At 68.8% G+C, this 20,686-nt stretch carries 13 protein-coding genes; 6 read left to right on the top strand and 7 right to left on the bottom strand.

What is annotated here, in order from left to right; genetic code table 11:
• Nucleotides 1–149 precede the first annotated feature (149 nt).
• Together ACH4D3_RS01310 and ACH4D3_RS01305 are read left to right on the top strand one after the other, a co-directional pair.
• Nucleotides 150–680, top strand: coding sequence for a hypothetical protein (locus ACH4D3_RS01310; protein WP_398315097.1), 531 nt, complete (start codon nt 150–152; stop codon nt 678–680).
• 4 nt (nt 681–684) lie between these two features.
• Nucleotides 685–813 (top strand): hypothetical protein, encoded by a 129-nt coding sequence (locus ACH4D3_RS01305; RefSeq protein WP_398315095.1) that lies wholly within the window; start codon nt 685–687, stop codon nt 811–813.
• A gap of 103 nt (nt 814–916) precedes the next feature.
• Here ACH4D3_RS01305 and acnA read toward each other — a convergent pair whose 3' ends face one another.
• A complete protein-coding gene (gene acnA, locus ACH4D3_RS01300) occupies nt 917–3,631 on the bottom strand; it encodes an aconitate hydratase AcnA (protein WP_398315093.1) in 2,715 nt (904 codons plus the stop codon).
• Between the two features lie 344 nt (nt 3,632–3,975).
• Here acnA and ACH4D3_RS01295 point away from each other — a divergent pair, with 344 nt between their 5' ends.
• Nucleotides 3,976–5,505, top strand: coding sequence for a helix-turn-helix domain-containing protein (locus ACH4D3_RS01295; protein ID WP_398315091.1), 1,530 nt, complete (start codon nt 3,976–3,978; stop codon nt 5,503–5,505).
• A 71-nt stretch (nt 5,506–5,576) separates the two neighbouring features.
• On the opposite strand, the gene ACH4D3_RS01290 is transcribed toward ACH4D3_RS01295, so the two are convergent.
• From ACH4D3_RS01290 to ACH4D3_RS01270, 5 genes are all read right to left on the bottom strand, one after another.
• Nucleotides 5,577–6,011, bottom strand: a complete 435-nt coding sequence (locus tag ACH4D3_RS01290) for a hypothetical protein (RefSeq protein ID WP_398315089.1) — start codon at nt 6,009–6,011, stop codon at nt 5,577–5,579.
• A 166-nt stretch (nt 6,012–6,177) separates the two neighbouring features.
• Nucleotides 6,178–6,402, bottom strand: coding sequence for a S26 family signal peptidase (locus tag ACH4D3_RS01285; protein WP_398315087.1), 225 nt, complete (start codon nt 6,400–6,402; stop codon nt 6,178–6,180).
• Nucleotides 6,403–6,518: 116 nt separating this feature from the next.
• Nucleotides 6,519–6,821, bottom strand: coding sequence for a hypothetical protein (locus ACH4D3_RS01280; protein ID WP_398315085.1), 303 nt, complete (start codon nt 6,819–6,821; stop codon nt 6,519–6,521).
• A gap of 49 nt (nt 6,822–6,870) precedes the next feature.
• Entirely contained in the window at nt 6,871–7,242 is a 372-nt protein-coding gene (locus ACH4D3_RS01275; RefSeq protein WP_398315083.1) for a hypothetical protein, read from the bottom strand.
• Nucleotides 7,243–7,386: 144 nt separating this feature from the next.
• Entirely contained in the window at nt 7,387–16,038 is an 8,652-nt protein-coding gene (locus tag ACH4D3_RS01270) for a DNRLRE domain-containing protein (protein WP_398315081.1), read from the bottom strand.
• 343 nt (nt 16,039–16,381) lie between these two features.
• Between ACH4D3_RS01270 and ACH4D3_RS01265 the strand changes: the two genes are divergently transcribed.
• From ACH4D3_RS01265 to ACH4D3_RS01255, 3 genes are all read left to right on the top strand, one after another.
• Nucleotides 16,382–16,792, top strand: a complete 411-nt coding sequence (locus ACH4D3_RS01265) for an MmpS family transport accessory protein (protein WP_398315079.1) — start codon at nt 16,382–16,384, stop codon at nt 16,790–16,792.
• A gap of 31 nt (nt 16,793–16,823) precedes the next feature.
• A complete protein-coding gene (locus ACH4D3_RS01260; RefSeq protein WP_398315077.1) occupies nt 16,824–18,491 on the top strand; it encodes an N-acetylmuramoyl-L-alanine amidase in 1,668 nt (555 codons plus the stop codon).
• Nucleotides 18,492–18,586: 95 nt separating this feature from the next.
• Nucleotides 18,587–19,609 carry a L,D-transpeptidase family protein gene (locus ACH4D3_RS01255; protein WP_398315075.1) on the top strand — a complete coding sequence of 341 codons (1,023 nt, stop codon included), beginning with the start codon at nt 18,587–18,589 and terminating at the stop codon, nt 19,607–19,609.
• Nucleotides 19,610–19,790: 181 nt separating this feature from the next.
• On the opposite strand, the gene ACH4D3_RS01250 is transcribed toward ACH4D3_RS01255, so the two are convergent.
• Nucleotides 19,791–20,309 carry a transglycosylase SLT domain-containing protein gene (locus ACH4D3_RS01250; protein ID WP_398315073.1) on the bottom strand — a complete coding sequence of 173 codons (519 nt, stop codon included), beginning with the start codon at nt 20,307–20,309 and terminating at the stop codon, nt 19,791–19,793.
• Nucleotides 20,310–20,686: the final 377 nt, after the last annotated feature.

Genomic DNA, 20,686 nt, shown 5'->3' with positions numbered 1-20,686 from the left:
GGGTGACGGACGGGCGGCGGGTCCCGGCTTCGGCCGGAACCCGCCGCTCTCGCGTGCCGCCCCATTCCCCTGAGCCGGGGCATGCACCAAAATGGGCGAGCGCCGTCGGCGGCCGCCGGGGGCGCGTCACGCATCGTCAGGGGGAACACATGCGGACATCCATCGGCAAACGCGTCACCGGGCTGGTCACGGGCGCGCTGCTGGCGGCGGGGGCGCTGCTGGCGACCGCCGCGCCGGCCCAGGCCTACGACCCGGACCCCAGCGTCTCCACGTACTACCGCCAGACGAGCAACTGCCCGTGCAGCGGCGGCACCCTCGGCGACCCGTTCGACGGCACCTACTTCGCGCACGACGCGGGCGGCACGGCCGTCAAGATGGAGCTGAACGACGCGGGCTGGTTCATCGGCAAGGTCGAGTTCCACCCCGACGGCGAGAAGCTGTGGGTGTACGACACCAGGAACGACGGCGACGGCTTCTACGTGGCCGTCGGCTACTCGTCGGGCGGTTCGTACCACGACCTGGGCACCTTCTCCGCACCGGGCACCTCGGCCACCGTGGACATGACGGTGAAGGACTTCAGCATCCCGGACGGCGCCTACGTGGACATCACGGTCTACGACGGCTCCGGCCGGTCCGACTACATCGGCGCGGCGCGCGGCACCGGCGGAGCGGTCGCCTGACGGCATGAACGACGCCGTCGACCCGGCCTGGCTGCCGGACGCCGCCTTCCGGGCGGCCGGCACCCGTCGCGTGCTGGTGCGCGGGGCCGGGCCGCTCGTGTGCGGCGCCGGCTGGAGTGGCTGGCCGCCGTGATGCCGGCGCCGTGACGCCGGCCTCGTGACGCCGGCCTCGTGACGCGGCGAGGGCCGCACCCCCGTCACCGGGGATGCGGCCCTCAACCGTTGTGCGCCGCCGCCTACTTGCGGATCAGGCTGCGCAGCACGTACTGCAGGATGCCGCCGTTGCGGTAGTAGTCCGCCTCGCCGGGGGTGTCGATGCGGACGACCGCGTCGAACTCGACGCCGGTGTCGGTGGTGACCTTCACCGTGCGCGGGGTGGTGCCGTCGTTCAGCTCGGTCACGCCGGAGACGGAGAAGGTCTCCTCGCCGGTCAGGCCGAGGGACTCGGCGGTCTGGCCCTCGGGGAACTGCAGCGGCAGGACGCCCATGCCGATCAGGTTCGAGCGGTGGATGCGCTCGTAGGACTCGGCGACGACGGCCTTGACGCCGAGCAGCGCGGTGCCCTTGGCGGCCCAGTCGCGGGACGAGCCGGAGCCGTACTCCTTGCCGGCCAGGACGACGAGCGGGATGTTCTGCTCGATGTAGTTGCGGGAGGCGTCGTAGATGAACGACACCGGCCCGTCGGCCTGCGTGAAGTCGCGGGTGTAGCCGCCCTCGGTGCCCGGCGCGATCTGGTTGCGCAGGCGGATGTTGGCGAAGGTGCCGCGGATCATGATCTCGTGGTTGCCGCGGCGCGAGCCGTAGCTGTTGAAGTCGCGGCGCTCGACGCCGTGCTCCGTCAGGTACTTGCCGGCCGGGGTGTCGGCCTTGATCGCACCGGCGGGCGAGATGTGGTCCGTCGTCACCGAGTCGCCGAGCTTGGCGAGCACCCGGGCGCCGGAGATGTCCTCGACCGGGGCCGGCTCCATGCCCATGCCCTCGAAGTACGGGGGCTTGCGCACGTAGGTGGACTCGCCGTCCCACTCGAAGGTGTCGCCGGTCGGGATCGGCAGCGCCTGCCACTGGGCGTCGCCCGCGAAGACGTCGCTGTAGGACTTGGAGAACATGTCCTCGCCGATGGCGTTGGCGACGACGTCGTTGACCTCGGCCTCGGAGGGCCAGATGTCCTTGAGGAAGACCGGGTTGCCGTCCTGGTCGGCACCCAGGGCGTCCTTGGTGATGTCCACCTTCATGGAGCCCGCGAGCGCGTAGGCGACGACCAGCGGCGGGGACGCCAGGTAGTTCATCTTGACGTCGGGGTTGATCCGGCCCTCGAAGTTGCGGTTGCCGGAGAGCACCGAGGTGACGGCGAGGTCGTGGTCGTTGACGGCCTTGGAGACCTCGTCCGGCAGCGGGCCGGAGTTGCCGATGCAGGTGGTGCAGCCGTAGCCGACCAGGTTGAAGCCGACCTTGTCGAGGTAGGGGGTCAGGCCCGCCTTCTCGAAGTAGTCGGTGACGACCTTGGAGCCCGGGGCGAGGGTGGTCTTGACCCACGGCTTGCGGGTCAGGCCCTTCTCGACCGCCTTCTTGGCCACCAGGGCGGCGGCGACCATGACGTACGGGTTGGAGGTGTTGGTGCAGGAGGTGATGGCCGCGACCGTCACCGCACCGTGGTCCAGCTCGTAGGTCGTGCCGTCGGGGGCGGTGACCGGGACCGGGTTGGACGGGGCGCCGTTGGTGACGGCCGGGGAGTCGGAGGCCGGGAAGGACTCCTTGCCCGCCTCGTCCACGACGTCCACGTAGTTGAGGACGTCCGACTTGAACTGCTGGGCGGCGTTCGCGAGGACAATGCGGTCCTGCGGGCGCTTCGGGCCGGCGATGGAGGGGACGACCGTGGCGAGGTCCAGCTCCAGCTTCTCGGAGAAGTCCGGCTCGGCCTTCGGGTCCAGCCAGAGGCCCTGCTCCTTGGCGTACGCCTCGACGAGCGCGACCTGCTGCTCGGAGCGGCCGGTCAGGCGCATGTAGTTCAGCGTCTCGTCGTCGACCGGGAAGATCGCGGCGGTGGAGCCGAACTCCGGCGACATGTTGCCGATGGTGGCGCGGTTGGCGAGGCTGGTGGCGGCCACGCCCTCGCCGTAGAACTCGACGAACTTGCCGACGACACCGTGCTTGCGCAGCATCTCGGTGATGGTCAGCACCAGGTCGGTGGCGGTGGTGCCGGGGGTCAGCTCGCCGGTGAGCTTGAAGCCGACGACGCGCGGGATCAGCATGGAGACCGGCTGGCCGAGCATCGCGGCCTCGGCCTCGATGCCGCCGACGCCCCAGCCGAGGACGCCGAGGCCGTTGACCATGGTGGTGTGCGAGTCGGTGCCGACCAGGGTGTCGGGGTAGGCCTTGCCGTCACGGGTCATGACGACGCGGGCCAGGTGCTCGATGTTCACCTGGTGGACGATGCCGGTGCCCGGCGGGACGACCTTGAACTCGTCGAAGGCGGTCTGGCCCCAGCGCAGGAACTGGTAGCGCTCGCGGTTGCGGCCGTACTCGAGGTCGACGTTCTGCTTGAACGCGTCGTTGGTGCCGAACTTGTCGGCGATGACGGAGTGGTCGATGACCAGCTCGGCCGGGGCCAGCGGGTTGATCTTCGCCGCGTCGCCGCCCAGCTCCTTGACGGCCTCACGCATGGTGGCGAGGTCGACGACACAGGGCACGCCGGTGAAGTCCTGCATGATCACGCGGGCCGGCGTGAACTGGATCTCCTGCGACGGCTGGGCCTGCGAGTCCCAGCCGCCGAGGGCGCGGATGTGGTCGGCGGTGATGTTCGCGCCGTCCTCGGTGCGGAGCAGGTTCTCCAGCAGCACCTTCAGGCTGTAGGGAAGGCGCGCGGAGCCCTCGACCTTGTCCAGCCGGAAGATCTCGTACGACTCGTCGCCCACCTGCAGTGTGCTGCGGGCGTCGAAGCTGTTCGCCGACACGACAGTCTCCTTCATTTATGTGCGCGTACCACCGCATCCTGCCGCCACGCCCTATTGGCCGATCCGCTAAGGTAAGGCTAAGTTAGGTAACCCTTACCGCCAGACCCGGAAGCGGCGCGCGGCTGCGGTGCGCCTCGGCAGATATCTCGATGTCGAGATAACTCTAGTACATGGGGGCGGTCCGGTCATGTCCGGGCGCCGTGTGGCGTCCACCCCGTCCCGGGTGACCCGCACGGCCGCCGCTACGCCACCCGGAGGCGCCCGATGCGCGCGGCTTTGACACCGTGTCACCCGAACGGACCCCCCGAGAGGTGCGATCTCATATCTGAGATAGCCTCAACCTCATGGCAGACGACTACCTCGTACGCATCGGCCGACTCATCCGTGACGCCCGGCAGCACCGCGGCTGGACGCAGTCACAGCTCGCGGAGGCGCTCAACACCAGCCAGAGCGCCGTCAACCGCATCGAACGCGGCAACCAGAACATCAGCCTTGAGATGATCGCCCGGATCGGCGAAGCGCTGGACAGCGAAATCGTCTCCCTGGGCTACGCGGGTCCGATGCACCTGCGCGTGGTCGGCGGCCGTCGCCTGTCCGGCGCCATCGACGTCAAGACCAGCAAGAACGCCTGCGTGGCCCTGCTGTGCGCCTCGCTGCTCAACAAGGGGCGCACCGTACTGCGCCGGGTCGCCCGCATCGAGGAGGTCTACCGCCTCCTGGAGGTGCTCAACTCCATCGGCGTGCGCACCCGCTGGATCAACGACGGCACCGACCTGGAGATCGTGCCGCCGGCCGAGCTGGACATGGAGGCCATCGACGCCGAGGCCGCCGTCCGCACCCGCTCCATCATCATGTTCCTCGGCCCGCTGCTGCACCGCATGGAACGCTTCCGGCTGCCCTACGCCGGCGGCTGCGACCTCGGCACCCGCACCATCGAGCCGCACATGATCGCGCTGCGCCGCTTCGGCCTGGACGTCGCCGCGACCGAGGGCCACTACCACGCGGTGGTCGACCGCACGGTGCGCCCGGACCGCCCGATCGTCCTGACCGAGCGCGGCGACACGGTCACGGAGAACGCGCTGCTGGCCGCCGCCCGGCACGACGGCGTCACCGTCATCCGCAACGCCTCGTCCAACTACATGGTCCAGGACCTCTGCTTCTTCCTCGAAGCCCTGGGCGTCCGCGTCGAAGGCATCGGCACCACCACCCTCACCGTCCACGGCATGCCGGTCATCGACGCCGACGTGGACTACTCCCCCTCCGAGGACCCGGTCGAGGCGATGAGCCTGCTGGCCGCCGCCGTGGTCACGGAGTCCGAGCTGACGGTCCGCCGGGTCCCCATCGAGTTCCTGGAGATCGAGCTGGCGGTCCTGGAGGAGATGGGCCTCGACCACGACCGCACCCCGGAGTACTTCGCCGACAACGGCCGCACGCGGCTGGTGGACCTGACGGTGCACCCGTCGAAACTCGAAGCGCCGATCGACAAGATCCACCCCATGCCCTTCCCGGGCCTGAACATCGACAACGTCCCCTTCTTCGCGGCCATCGCCGCGTCCGCCCAGGGCCAGACCCTCATCCACGACTGGGTCTACGACAACCGCGCCATCTACCTCACCGACCTCAACCGCCTCGGCGGCCGCCTCCAGCTCCTGGACCCCCACCGCGTCCTGGTCGAGGGCCCCACCCGCTGGCGCGCCGCCGAGATGATGTGCCCGCCGGCCCTGCGCCCCGCCGTGGTCGTCCTCCTCGCGATGATGGCCGCCGAGGGCACGTCGGTGCTCCGCAACGTGTACGTCATCAACCGCGGTTACGAGGACCTGGCGGAGCGGCTGAACTCCATCGGGGCGCAGATCGAGATCTTCCGGGACATTTGAGAACTCCGGGACAGGTGACGCGAAACCCCTCCTGAACCGCACGTGTGCAAGCCAGGAGGGGTTTCGGCCGGTCAGGCCAGCGACCGCCGCCGAGCCCTGCCGTGCAGGGTCAGGTAGAACGTGCGGAGGGATTCCTGGGAGCTTCCCACCGCGAAGCAGTTCCGGACCTTGCCCAAGGGGTTCCACACCCGGCCGTCCGGCATGCGCACCCCGGCCGGTTCCCCGAAGTAGGACCGCTGGTCGGCCTCGAAGTCGATCCACGTCGCGCCGGCACGTCGCACCAGGACCTCTCCGACGTAGGCTCCGAGGCCGAGCAGCGCTTCACGCACCCTCACCTCTTCCACCCCGTTCTTGCGCAGTCCGTCGACGAGGAAGTCGACGACGCGGAGGCTGGCCACGGAGTAGTCCAGCGGAAGCCTGTTCCGCACGGTCGCACGTCGCACGAAGGCCGCGGCCGTACTCCGCATCTCCTCCGCGCACGGCACGCGTTCGCCCACATCACCCATAGGCCCGCTTCCCCTCCACCCGGTCATGCGGAAAACGTCCATACGCCTTCCACAGGACCAAGCGCAGACCCACTCGCGGCCATCACGGCTTCCGGACGTGCGTAATCCCACACGAGTTCGCGCCGCTTCCCGTACAACCTTCTCGACCGCCGCGCGTCGGGCCGCGTTACGCGTATGGGCCGGACCAGGGCGTCACCGCCGCATCCGCGCTCCGGGGGCAGATCTCCTTGCCGTTCACCGCGACTCGCACACCGTCACGGGACTCCACATGGTCACCGCCCAGACCGATCACCCGTTGCACAACCGGCGCGCCCCCGTACCACCCCGGCACACGGACGAGGACGACATCGCCGCGATCTATCCCGGCTTCGTAGATGCTCTCAACGGTCAACCCCTCAGGGCGAGCTTGCCGAAAGCCCTGCCCTCCTGGACGGTGCCGCAGTCCTGCCGCGCACGAGCGGCCGTGCCGAGAAACCCGGCACGGCCGCTCTCAGTCGGGCGCGGGTGTCAGAGCTGTCCGGCGACGCCGACCACTCGATAGACGCACACCAGGATGATCGCCGCGCAGACGACCTTGGACAGCAGGCGTCGCGAGAGCGATGTCACGGCCACCGCCGCCGAAAGGGCGGCAATACCGACGCACAGCAGTGCTCCGAAAGCCCCGTCGTTGTCCCGCCGTCCCGGGAACGCAGCCGGGTTGTCCGCTTCGACCGTCATGGCGAAGCTGAACAGCACCAGGGCCGCCGCCACCGCGTACAGCACGGCAGCACCCCAGGACTTGACGACGGAGGAGGCTCGTGTCGTTGTCATCCGACCAGTCCCTCCGACGAGTCGAAGTTGACGGTCTCAGGAATTCTGGTCAATCACCCGTCATTCCCCAGAAGGCGAATCCGCAGGGTGCACCCTGTTCATAGATGGCGGTGCAGCAACCGGACCCGCGAAGCACTGGCGGAAGGCGCCGCCTCGCGGTCGAATAGACAGATTCCACAATTTCCCGCGTGGGCTTGTCCGTGCCGAAATACTGAACAACCTCTTGCGGAAGGAGCAGTCGAACCGTTCCGTCTTCATCGTATTCGGGATCATCTGATTCGATGACGCGATCGACGTCGATGATCGAGTGAGCCCCCTCCTCCTCGAGCGCACCACTGTTCACCAAGTCGGAAAGCGATGCAATCGAAGGGTCGAAGTCGCTCCAGGATTTTACGAATTCACGCTCCCGCAGCTCGTCCAATGCGGACCGCGCGCCGTCACAACCTTCGATGAAGTAATGCCATCGAGACGCCCCCAAAACATTTCTCCATTCTCGGAAAATCTGACTTGCAAAGACGGGCGGGTGCACCGGTCAGAAAGCGCACCCGCCCGTCAGTCTGCCCTATTAGAAGGCAATCGCGCAAGCAGGTGCTGCCGGCCCGCACAGCGGCGCAAATACCTTCGCACCCCACCAGAGTGCGGTACCAAGAGCTGCGGCACCTGCACCGACCTTCACCGGCTCAGGCACGCGCACGGGTTTGGGTTCCGGACGCGAGGTCGCCATGTAGAACTCTTGATAATTGACTACTCCATGTTCAGTAGCCATACCGCCGAAGAAATCGGAATTGTCCAGTTCGAGGAACTGACCCCGCTTCACTCCGGGCCCAACCAGCGGATGCGGAAGCCGGAAGCCAGGCTTGATGTCGAGACCGGCGTACTGCGGATCGCGACGCATGAAATCTATATACCATTCCACGTCATCCTTTCCGTAGCCTTCGGCCGGCGCAAAACGGTCGTTCGTCCACGGCATCCGCGCCTTGTGCTTGAGTTCCCACACATAGAGTGTGTTCCCGTCTCGGTACGTCATATCCGCACCTCCGTCTTCGCCGGTGCCCTCCTTGGAGCCTCCCAGCACAGGGGCCTCCATCTGGACACGCGTGATCCCCGACGGACCGTACTTGGCCTCGGCCAGGCCCACCAGGTACAGCCACATGATGTCCTGAGCCGCGTTGTGCATGCTCGTACCGGCCCCAGCCGCTTTTGCAGATGTCGAGCCGCTGTTTGTGGCACACGGCCCGATGAATCCTGGCGTCCCGCAGCCACCCGACGCCGGAGTGCTGCTGCCACCGCCATCCATCGGCGCGGGCATGTGGCCGTCGAGTTCCACGTTGCTGACCGGGTTGCCGCCGGTGAACGCGTACCGGTTGCCGGTGAACGGGTCGGTGCCGAGGCCCATGTCGGCGAGGGCGCCGTTGTACATGTCCCGGGTGGTGAAGCGGTTGAGGCCCGGGTTGTAGTCGCGGAAGCCCATGTCGTAGGTGCCGGACTGGGCGTCCCAGCGCTTGGAGTTGTAGCGGTAGGGGTTGTAGTCCTCCTTGGTGGGGTCGGTGGTGTCGGGCTTGTCGATGCCGGTGAACTCGGACTCGTCGTTGGAGCCGTAGGCGGTGTAGCCGTAGGTGGCCTTGGTGTCGCCGTTGTCGTCCGTCAGGGTTTCGACGTCGGTGTGGCTGTTGTAGCCGTAGTAGCCGTCCTCGGTCGTGCCGTCGGTGTTGTGCTTGATCTGCGACAGGCGCTGGCCCCACGGGCTGTACTGGTAGGACTTGGTCAGTTCGCCGGCGACCTTCTCGTCGAGGACCTCGCTGGACAGGCCGAGGTACTCGAAGTCGGTGGTCTTGCCGTCCGCCGTCTTCGAGGCGGTGCGGTCCAGCGGGTCGAAGGTGTACGTGGTCGACTTCATCGCGCCGGTGTCGTCCATCTTCTGGGACTCCACGACGTGGTCGAAGCCGTCGTACACGCTCCGGGAGGTGACCTGCCCCTGCGACGTCACCGACTGCTGGCGGCCGAAGGGGTCGTAGGTGTAGTCGGCCGTGACGCCGGAGGTCGTCGCGGTCAGCAGGCGGTTGCGGTCGTAGTGGTAGGCGGTCGTCGTGCCCTTGACCGTCTGGCTGACGACGTTGGCGTTGTCGTCGTGGACGTAGGTTTCCGTGCCCGCGCCGTTGCCCGTCTTGACGGACTTGGTGAGCCGGCCCGCCGGGTCGTAGGTGTAGTCGGTCGTGGAGTCGAGGTACGCCGCGTGGTTGTCGGCGTTCATCTTCTTCGCGACGTCGCGCGCCTTGTTGCCGTTGGGGTCGTAGGTGTAGGTGTGGGAGGCGACCAGCGTGGTGCCGTCCGCCTTCTTCTCCGTCGTCGACTTCAGGGCGCCGTCGAGGTAGTAGGTGTGGTCGACGGTGTTGTCGTTGGCCTTGGTCTCCTTCAGCTTCGTGCCGCGGGCCGTGTACGTGTACGACGTCACCTTCGGGTCGGTGTCCGTCGCCGTCTTGCCGACCGAGACGGTCTTGACCAGTTCGCGCAGGTCGTAGGTGTACTGGGAGAACTGGCTGGGGTGGCTGACCGTCTCCGGCTGCCCGTTCGCGTCGTACGTGTACGACGTCGCCTTCTGCTCCGTGCCGGACAGGGACTCCGTGACCTTCTGGACCTGGTTGAGGCCCGTGTAGGCGACCGTGTAGACGTCGGTCCGCGCGCCGGACGACGTGTCGTCGATCGAGGTCAGGTTGCCGTTGACGTCGTAGCCGTAGGTGAACGTCTTCTGTTCGGTGTCCGTGTCGGCGGAGTTGTCACGGACCAGCTTGACCGCGTCGGCCACCGCGGTGCCGGTGCTGCTCTGCCGCAGCTTCAGCTCGGTGTCCTCGCCCTGCTTGAGGGCGTAGTCGCCGAGGGCGACCCAGGTGCCGGGGCCGGTCGTCTGGTTCTTGGTGACGGCCGCCTCGGTGGTGGTGCCGTGGGTGAGGGTGTACTCGGCCGCTGTAGCCGCGCCGGTCACCTCCGGGTACTTCACGTACGCGGTGTACGTGCCGTCCTCGGGGATGTTCAGCGTCCACGTGAAGGCGTCCGTGCCCGCTCCGGCGGCGTGGGTACGGTGGTCGTAGCCCTGCTGGCCGGTGCCGTCCCCCTGCGTCCAGGTGCCGGTGGTGGCGGTGTTCTGGGTGTCGGAGTTGTCCGCCAGGACCACCGACCTGCCCACCGGGACACCGTCGTCGGAGCGGGACTCGAGCTTGCCGTCGGGGTAGTACGACCACGTCATCGTGCGGTTGGAGGAACCGCCCGCCGATGTGAGGGTGCGGGCGGTCTGCCTACCCAGGTCGTTGTAGTCGTAGGTCGTGGCGATGTCCCACGGGTCCGTGGAGGACCTCACCCAGCCGTTGTCGAAGTAGTCGAACGCCGTGGTGTTGCGGACCGTCTGTCCCTCGGAGGGCGGCAGCGAGGTCTTCGCCACCCGGCCGACCTTGTCGTACACGGTCTCGGTGTAGACGTTCGGGTCGTTGTGGCGGGTGTCCGCCGGGTCGTAGGGCTGGTACTGCTTGACGGGCCGGTTCAGCGCGTCGTATTCGGTGCGGGCGGTGAAGGCCGTGGTCGTGTCCGCCGCGACGGCCCGCGGGGTGATCACCTTGGTGGTGTTGCCGACCTCGTCGTACTCGTACCGGGTCGTGCGGTAGGTGATCGTCGTGGTGCCGCTGTGCGGGACCTTGACCTCTGCGGTCTTGCCGCGCTCGTCGTAGGTGATGAGCGTGGTGTTGTTCTCCGCGTCCGTGGCGGAGGTGACCAGGGAGTCCTTGTCGTAGGCCCGCTTGGTGGTGTTGCCCGCGGCGTCCGTGGCCGAGGTGACGCGGTGGTTCAGGTCGTAGGCGGTCTTGGTGGTGTAGTCGGTGGTGTCGGCCGTGGCGTTCTTCTTCGGGTCGACGACCTTGGTGGTGTTGCCGACGTCGTCGTACCCGTAACTGATCGTGTCGCCGTCCGCGTTGACGACGGAGGTGAGCTGGTAGATCTCGTCGTAGTGGTTCGTCGTGACGTGGTCGGCCGGGTCCGACGTGGTCAGCGTGCCCTTGGGCTCGGTGGTCGCTTCGAGGTGGCCGACCTTGTCGTAGGTGTAGGTGCTCCTGCGTTCGTCCGAGGTGGTGGTGTCCTTCGGCGCGGTCGCCGAGGTGATCTGGTCCGCGGCGTCGTACACGGCGGTGGACACCGCTCCGTTGGGCGCCGTCGACGTGGTGACGTTGTCGTTGGCGTCGTACTCCGGAGCGGGCGTGGTGATCAGGTCGCCCTCGTCCTGGGTCTTCGGCACCGTGCTGACCAGGGGACGGCCGAAGGTGTCGTAGGTCTGCGTGGTGACCTTGTCGTAGGCGTCGGTCACCTTGGTGACCTGGCCGCGTTCGTCGTAGACGAACTCCGTGGCGTGGGCCAGCGCGTCGGTGATCGTCTCCGGGTTGCCGGTCGCGTCGAAGGCGCTGTACGTCGTCGGGTTCCCGTTGGCGTCGACGGCCTTGGTCAGCTGTCCGTAGGAGTTGTACTCGTAGGCCGTGGTGTAGTCGTCGGCCGTGGCCGTCGCGACGCCCTTGGGGTCGGTGACCGTCTTCAGGTTGCCGAAGGTGTCGTAGCCGAACTGCCAGGCGCGGCCCTCGGGCGAGGTCTTGCGCCACAGGTCGGCGGCGTAGCCGTCGGCGCGGGTCTGGTACTCGTATGTGGCCGCGTTCGCCGGGTGGGTGCCGGGGGCGCAGTCCGTGGCCGGCGGGACGCCGTTCTTGTTGTTCTCGGCGTCGCGGGACCAGAGGGGGTAGCCGGTCTTCTGGTCGTAGCAGTAGGCGGTCTTCGCGCCGTTGGCCTCCTCCAGGTAGGTGACGTTGTTGTCCGCGTCCCAGCTCATCTTCGTGGTCTGGGACTTGGCGTTGGTGGTCTGGACGGGGCGGCCGTAGTCGTCGGTGACGTACTTCGTCGCGTGGCTCTCGGCGTCCGTCACGGTGGCGTCCGTGAACTTGGGGTTCGCCGTGTCCGCCGCGTAGGTGAAGCCCGTGTCACCGCCGAGGCGGTCCGTGAGGGTCTTCGTCCACCAGTGGTACTTCGGGTCGTCGCCGGTCTGCGGGGCGTAGTACGCCAGGTCGGTGCCGTTGCCGCGCGGGTCGGTGGCGGTGACCAGCTTGACGTTCTTGTTGCCCTGGGTGGCGTCGTAGGTGAAGGCGAACACCTTCGGCTGGGCGGAGCCCGCACCGTCGGTCAGCTTGGTCAGCAGCGCCTTGTCCGAGTACTCGAAGGTCAGCCTGCGGCCCGAGACGTCGGTCATGGACCGGACGTGGTCCGCGACCTTCGGGAACGGCGCGTCGGTCTTGTCGTAGTAGTCGACGGTGAGAGAGGTCCGGCCCGCGGGGTCGGTGATGTACTTGAGGAACTTGGTCGGCTTGTTGTTGGACCTGCGTTCCTCGTACGTGTACGTCTGCGTGTTGCCGTTCTTGTCGACCGTCGAGGTCAGGTAGCCGTCGCAGCCGAAGAGGAAGCGGGTGCCGTCCGGGCGCAGCAGGGACCAGGCGTCCGGGACGGGGTCCTTGTTGGGCCGGCAGTCCAGGCCGGCCTTGGCTGTCAGCCGGTAGTGGACGCCCGCCGGGGCCTTCCAGGTGCCGTCGTCCTGCAGACGGAAGACGTGCGTGGTGCCGTCGCCGTCCGGGAGGCGGACCTCGGTCGGGTTCGGGTTGGGGTGGAAGTCCAGGGGCGCGCCGAGGCGGACGGGACCGGCGAGTTGCGCGGACCAGCCCGCGCCCGAGACGGTGTCGGACGTGTCGAGCGAGTTGTAGGAGAAGCGCGCGAACGTGGTCAGGCCGCGGCCCGGGTTGGTGAACGCGTTGTAGGACCAGACGCTGTTGCCGGAGGACAGGTTGTTCATGACCGTGGAACCGGCGCCGGTGTTCTTGCCGGTGTAGGAGTAGAACTTCTCCAGGCCCAGCTGGTTGGAGGTGGGGTCCTCGACCGCCACGCTCTGCTTCAGCGGCGGGATGCCGTTGGTGCCGGCCGAGAGCCAGCTGCCGTCGGCACTCTTGCGGACGTCCCAGCCGAGCACGTACTCGCCGCGCTTGTTGCCCGAGTCGGAGTTGACCGGCGTGGAGACCTTCGCCTGGATCGTGGCCGACTTGCCGGGCAGCAGCGCCGGGATCGGGGTGGCCAGCTGGTTGCCGCCGGTGGTGACGTCGGTGCCGTCGGGGAGCTTCCAGGTGTAGGACAGTTCCCGCTCGCCCGCCGCCCGCTGGGCGGAGGTGGTGTTGGTGACCGTGAAGTCCACCGTGTAGGTGGTGTTCGGGGTCATCCGGGACGGGGTCTGCGGGGCGTAGTACGTGTCCTCGGTGGTGGAGTCGACGTAGATGACCTGCATGTACGGGCGCAGCTGCGGGTCGGCGGCCTCGGCGGACAGGAACAGGGTGCGCTCCTGCGGGCCGGAGGAGGACTCGTCCTTCAGCTTCACCGCGACGCCCTTGTTGCCGGCCGGGTCGTCGATCCAGCTCTGCATCAGACCGGTGGCGTCCCACCAGTGGCGGCCGACGTCCGACACGCTCGCCACGGTGTCGGAGACGGCGGCGGACATGTCACCGCCCGCGCTGGACCAGGCGGTGGTGGAGGTGGCGTTGTTCCACGTGGCCTGGGTTTCGGAGAAGTCCCGGGTGAGGGCGTGGAGTTCGTAGATCGCGCCGTCGGTGTCGGTGGTGGTCTCCGCGCCCCACAGGTACATGCGGTTGTTGATCACCGTGGCGGTGGACGGGATGTCGTCGGTGGGGAACTTCAGCGCGGCGCGGGTCTTGCCGTAGGTGCCGGAGTTGTTGCCGACGCTGAGCCACTTCTGGTCGACGTCCCAGGAGCGGATGGTGTCCTGGTTGGTGGACGGCTGGGCGGAGGACAGGGTGGTGTCGGTGACGCCGCCCTGGCTGCCCTGGATGATCTTCATCGTCCGGCCGGCCTTGGGGATGCCGACGATGCGGGTCGGGGAGCCGAGCAGTTCCCCGCTCTTCGTCTTCACCGCGATCTGGTAGTAGTACGACTTGTCGATCTCGTTGGCGGCCGAGTCGGGCGTCGGGACCGCGGTGGTGTCCGTGTACGTGGTGTCCGACGCGCCGATCGGCGCGATCAGGGTCGCCGCGGACGGGGTGAAGGCCTGCTGCGTGGAGCGGTGCAGCTGGTACTCCACGATGTCCAGGCCCGCGTCACCGGTGGTGTTGGAGTACGCCTTCCAGGACAGCTCCGGGCCCGTGGAGTGCACCACGGTCGGCGAGTTCAGCGACGTGCCCACCTTGCCGTAGGTCACCGTCAGCCGCGGGATGGTCGACGTCTCACCGCCGTAGGCGCCGTCACCGGCCTCGTAGCGGGGGCCGCCGAGTGGGCCGGTGGACGACTCGTCCTTCGCCATCAGCACGAAGCCGTGGTTGGCGGCGGTGCCGCTCACCCACTTCTGCACCGTGTCGGCGACCGGGAACTCGTGCCACTGGTTGTACTCGCCCTTGTTCTTCACGATCTGGGCCGGGTTCACCAGCCGCACCGCGTCCGCGAGCACCGCCGTCGAGGACGACGCCGGTCCGTCACCGAGGACGACCTTGCCGACCGTGCCCTTGGTGAAGGGCAGCTGGCCGCCGCCGTTCAGCGACGTCCACACGCCGTTGGTGCCGGCCGACTGGTCGACGGTGAACGTCTGGGTGCCGTCCCGGTGCGTCACCGTGTACGGGGCGTTCGTCGCCCGGTCGGTGGCCGCGAGGTAGTGCACGTCCACCCGGTAGGTGCCGGTGTCGGTGACCTTCGGCTGCCAGGTGTAGGTGTCCCCGGCGACGGTGTCCTTGTTGTAGTGGTAGTCCTCGCCGATCGCGTACTGCGTCAGCGTCGACCCCGACGACGGCCACGACCCCTTCGCGGCCGTGGTGCCCGCGTCGCCGTCGTCGACCTGGACGCTGGTGCCGGACAACTCACCGGCCAGGCCCGACGTGTTGGACCAGGTCGCCGTCGGCTCGTCCCAGGCGCCGGTCGCACGGTGCGCCTCGATGGTGACATCGTTGCCGTTCGTCGTGTGCGACTGGTCGAAGTAGACGCCCAGCCGGGCGCCGTCGATCTTCACCCCGTCCGGGATCTCGTCCAGCGGGAACTTCAGCAGCGAACGGGAGGTGGCCGACGCGGACGTCTTGCCCGCCGCCAGCTTCCAGGAGGAGTTGAAGTTCACGCCCGGCTGGTCGGACAGGACCATCGTGTCCTGCGAACCCGACGGCGACGGCGCGATCGTGATCGTCGGATCGATCACGACCGGATACTGCCGCTCCTTCGCCGCCAGCCACTTCGTGTCCGGTGTGACGGTCAGCTTCCAGCCGTCGCCGTCCCGCCGGAGCTTCTGCGTGACCTCGGCGCTGTACGCGTAGCCGTACGGCGACGACGCCGACTTCCTCGCGTCCGTCATGTACGGGGCCGGGATGACCAGCACCGGAGTGTTCGGCAGCTCGCCGAAGAACGCGATCGAACCGTCCTCGCGGGCCTTCGGCGTCAGCCCCTGCGTGTCCAGCGTGAACGTGTACGTCACGGGACCGGCGGGCCGCTCGGACAGGGTGATGTTCTCCTTCACCCGGCCCGGACCGACCACGTACGACAGATCGGCACCGCCGACCGCGTCCTTGTAGGTGACGGTGGCGTCCTCGGCCTCCGGCTTCAGCCGGCCGCCGGCGCCCTCCAGACCGAGGGTGACGGACTGGCCACCGTCACCGGCCTCGAAACGCAGCAGCCGGTCCGGGTCGGAGCCGAACCAGCTGCGACCGGTGTTGGACTTGTTGGCGAAGTCGAACCCCTTGGCCTTCGTCTCGGCCACTCGGGTGTCGATCGTCTTCCAGGACTTGCCCGCCGGGTCCTTGTAGGAGGTCGGCGCGGCCGTCAGCTCCGCCTCCACCCGCCCGTCGGACAACTGCCAGAAGCGGGCCGTCGGGGTGCGGCGCGAGGTCAGTTCCCTGACCCGCTTCGCCTTCGGCGTGTTCTTCCCCTTGGGGAGCTTCTGCCGGTCGGCCATGCCGAGACCGCCGTACGACGGCGGCCGCGGGGTCTCCTTCTCGTCGTCCCCGAGCCAGTCGGAGACGGTGTCGAAGAATCCCTTGTCACCATCCTTGCCGGAATTCGACGGTGGGGCCGCATAAGCGACTTGCGGCAATAGCGTGCCCGCAATCGCCGCAGCCACCAGACAGGAGAAATATCTCCTGTAAGGCACCTTCACGTGCATACCTTTCGCCATCGGCGGCCCACTCCGCCGAACGCGAAACGGGCGCGCCGAACGAGCCGTTGCGAAGAGTTCCGCACGGCTTTGTGCATAGCTGCGCAGCCCTTCGCGAGCAGGGGAAACGCTGGCTCACGGGGCGCGGCGGCGGGATTATTGACCAGTCGACTGACGACCTGTCAAGCGCAGGGTCATTGCGGGCAAATTACCCCCGGAAACGCCACCGCTTCGCCCGGGTTTGTCTCCTCGATAGCGTGGCCGACACTTCGCGGTGTATAACCCCCGGCAATCGATCCGGACCGTCGAAAGCCGAGCCCCGTACATGTCAGTCAAGCAACCAGCGGAGAGCACGGAGAGCACCGTGAGTGGTGGCGGCCGGGCCGGCGTCCTGATCGCTGCCGTCCTGCTGCTCGCCTGCGCCGGGCTCGTCGGCTACGGGCTGCTCGACACCGAGGACGAGCCGCAGCCGGCCGCGACGCCGACCGCCGCCGTGACCTACGAAGTCACCGGCGACGGCACGGCCGAGATCTCCTACCTCGGCCAGGACGAGGACGGACGGGCCACCGTCGTACGGGACGCCGAGCTGCCCTGGAAGCACACCGTCCAGGTACCGCTCGGCGAGACCCCCACCGTCGCCGTCGTGCTCGGCGAGAAGGGCGGCCAGGCCGCCTGCACCCTCGCGATCCGCGGCAAGCACGTCCAACGGGCGACAGCCATGGGTGAGTTCGGGCGTGCCACCTGCACGGGTTCGCTGCCCGCCGACGGCAATTGATCACCACGTACACACTTCACGAGGGGTGGGCATGAGCCCGAGGGGAATCCGCGCACGGCGTTCGAGGGTGCCGAAGCGCACGATCTGGCTGGCGGCCGGGATAGTCGTCCTGGCGGGTACCGGCGTGACGGCGGTGTCCGTGACCGGAGGCTCCGGGGACACCGGCGCCGCCGACGCCTCCCGTCCCGCGCAGGCGCACACGCTGGCACTGGACGGCAAGAACCCGAAGAAGCGCGAACTTCCGCGCACGGACACGCAGTTGTTCTCCCTCGTCGGCGTCTCCTGGGAGGACGACGCCGACGACTTCGAGGGCACCGCGCAGATCCGCACCCGCGGCGCGGAGAGCGGCACGTGGACCGACTGGCGCGACCTCGACTTCGGCATCCGGGCGCCGGAGACGGAGGAGGGCGACGCCTCGCGCGTCCGCGGTGCCTCGGAACCGCTGTGGGTGGGGCCTTCGGACGGGGTCGAGGCCCGGGTGGTGGCCGACGGCAAGGAGACGGCCGTGCCGGACGCGCTGCGGCTCGACATGATCGACCCGGGTGACGAGAAGGGCGGCAAGGGTCGGGGCGGGAGCAGCAACAAGGGCGGCAACGGCAAGGGGAACGGCAAGGGCGAGCCCTCCACCGAGCCCGGCACCGACACGGGTACCGGCACCGGGGAGAGCGCCTCCGCCACCGTCAGTGCCACGCCCTCCGGCGGGGACGCCGAGCCGACCACCGCCCCCGAGCAGTCCGCCGAGCCGACCCGGGAACCCACGGACGCCCCGACCACCGAACAGCCGGCCGCATCCGACGCCCCCGCCCCCTCCGGGGAGCCGGTCCAGGAGCCGACGGCCGAGCCCGGCGTCCCGACCGCGAGCGAGGAGCCGACGACCTCCGCGCCCAGCAGCCCGAACGAACAGCCGACGACACCGGCGCCCTCAGTCGATCCGACGCAGGGACCGACGCGGGAGCCGACGGAAGATCCCGCCACCTCCGCGCCGAGCGAGGAGCCGACGTCGGAGCCCACCGCGGCCCCGACCGCCGAGCCCACCACGGAGCCGAGCGCCCAGCCGGAGCCGACCGGGTCCACGTCGCCGGCCGCCCCCGCCGCCCCGGCGGTCGTCAGCCGCGCCGAATGGGGCGCCGACGAGTCGCTCGTCGCCGACCCGCCCTCCTACCTGGACAAGATCGACGCGGTCTTCGTCCACCACACGGCGGGCACGAACGCCTACGACTGCGCCGACTCGCCGGCCATCATCCGGGCCATCCTCACGTACCACGTGAAGACCAACGGGTGGAACGACATCGGCTACAACTTCTTCGTCGACAAGTGCGGCACGGTCTTCGAGGGCCGGGCGGGCGGCGTCGACAAGGCGGTCCGCGGCGCCCACACCTACGGCTTCAACGGCTACTCGGCCGGTGTCTCGCTCCTCGGCGACTACGAGAACGGCGGCACTCCCAGCACCGCCGCGAAGCAGGCCATCGCCGACCTCGCCGCCTGGAAGCTGAACCTCGACGGCGTCGACCCCGAGGCCGAGGTCACCCTCACCGCCGCCGGCGACACCGGCGTGTACGAGACCGGCGAGAAGGCCACTGTGCACACCATCTCCGGCCACCGCGACGGATACGCCACGTTGTGTCCCGGGCAGGCCCTGTACGACGCCCTCCCCGCCATCCGCACGGCTGCCGGCGCCTCGCGCTTCACCACCCCATAGGCCGGCCCGCACCGGTCCAGGAGTGCCCCAGCCGCATCCCCGAACCCGGATCCGTGTCCCGTACTCCTACTCGTACTCGAAGAAGGAACCCCTTCGTGCTGCCCGAACACGCCACCCTGCCCATACGCCCCCACAGACTCGCCCTCGCCGTCGCCACGTGCGGTGCACTGCTGCTCACCACCGGCTGCGGTACGGACGAAGGCGACACGGCGGCGGAGCAGGTGGCAGCGGACGCGGGGCCGGGCTCGACCGGACCGGGCGCGACGGCCACGGCCTCCCCCAGTGCGTCCGAATCCGCGTCCGCCTCCCCCTCGGCGTCGGCGTCGGCGTCGGCGTCGGCATCGGCCACAGCGAGCGGCAGTGCCTCGCCGACCACCGGGGCGGCCGCCTCGAAGGCCGGTGAAGCGGGCGACGGCGACACGGCGGAAGGAACGCGATCCGGATCCGGATCCGGCACAGGTACCGGTACCGGTACCGGTACCGGTACCGGTACTCAGCCGGACCCGGCACCGGGCGTGGCCGCCCCGGACTTCCCCGTCCCCGTCGAGGTCGGCAACGCCACGCAGTTGATCACGGTCAAGGCCCGTGGCTCCTACGCCACGGTCACCGCGTGGGCCAAGGGATCCGCCGGCTGGAAGGCGCAGTTCTCCACCGAGTCCGGGCGGGTCGGGTCCAACGGCGTCACGAACGGGGCGACGCGGCGGCAGGGCACCTGGACCACCCCCACCGGGACGTACACGATCACCGAGGGATTCGGCGTGGAGGCGAGCGGCACGAGCATGCCGTACCACGTCGTCACGGACGACGACTGGTGGGTGGAGGACCCCGAGTCGGAGTTCTACAACTCCATGCACGGCGCACAGGGCGCGGACTTCCCGCTGACCGAATCCGGCGACCGCGGCAGCGAACACCTCATCGGCTACCCCACCCAGTACGCCAAGGCGCTCGTCATCAACTTCAACCGGTGGCCCGCCACCCCCGGCCGCGGCGCCGGCATCTTCCTTCACGTCAACGGCAGCGGCGCCACAGCGGGTTGCGTCTCCGTCCCCCGGGCGACCATGGACCGTTTCATGAACTGGATCGAACCGTCCGCCCATCCCCGTATCGCCATCGGCTGACACTCCTGCGTGAGGAACGGACGACCGGGCAGCGCTCTGTGACCTTTCCGGGCTCGGGTGCGACGCAGGCGGGGCCGGAGGGACGTGTCGTCCTTCCGGCCCCGCCGTGCTGCCTGGGCCCCGCCGGCCTCCGCGCGGGACCGGTTGTCCCGGGGGCTCAGGCGGTCGGTGGGTCCGCCGGTCAGTAGGCGGAGTCGACGTTGTCCATGGAGCCGTACTTGTCGGCCGCGTAGTTGCAGGCGGCGACGATGTTGGCGACCGGGTCGGTGATGGAGTCCTTGGTGCCCTTGACGTGGTAGGCGTCGAAGGTGGGCTGGATCGTCTGGAGCAGGCCCTTCGAGGGGATGCCGTTCTGGGCGTTGACGTCCCAGTTGTTCTGCGCCTTCGGGTTGCCGGAGGACTCGCGCATGATGTTGCGGTGCAGGCCGTCGTAGGTGCCCGGGATGTTCTTGGCGTCCATGACGTCCAGGGCGGTGCGGATCCAGCCTTCGAGGTCGTCGCCGTACTTCTTCTCGCCGGCCTTGACGATGGCCTTGATCTTGTCGGTCTGGGCCTGGGTCTGCGCGGTGGAGGCCTTGGCCGGCTCGGCGGCGTGTGCCGGGCTCGGGGCGAGGGTGAGGGTGACGGCGGCGGCGCCCGCGGCGGCGAGGGAGGCCACGGCGGACTTGCGGAAGACGGGGCGGCGCATGATGGCGTGCACGGGTGTACCTCTCCATTCGGGAACGTGATGGGGAGGCCGACGGGGGGTCGGCGACGCGGTGTCCGCGTTGGACGCGGCTTCGCGTCATCAGGGCCGGTGTCTGGATCACGGACGGCCTCTTCCCGTCCGGTCCCGGCGCTCGGCTCCCCGGTACGCCGAACACATTGCGGAACGCTCCGGCGCCGCGGCAAGTGTGTGACCTACTACGCCGCTTCGCAGATGGGCCGCGTGAGGCGCGCGGACGCCGCCCACCACGCGGGCGAGCGGCCGTCCGGCGTCTACTAACCCCGACCCCGTGTGACGTGAGCCCTGTGCGCGCCCTCACAGAGCCGGTCACCCGGCGGTCGCGACTTGTCACCCTGCGAAGACAGGCGTCT

The sequence above is a fragment of the Streptomyces sp. NPDC018026 genome (assembly GCF_044327745.1).
GTDB classification, from domain to species: Bacteria; Actinomycetota; Actinomycetes; order Streptomycetales; family Streptomycetaceae; genus Streptomyces; species Streptomyces rubrogriseus.
The sequence above is the reverse complement of the archived record's forward strand: the minus strand, read 5'-3'. Positions and strand labels throughout refer to the sequence as shown.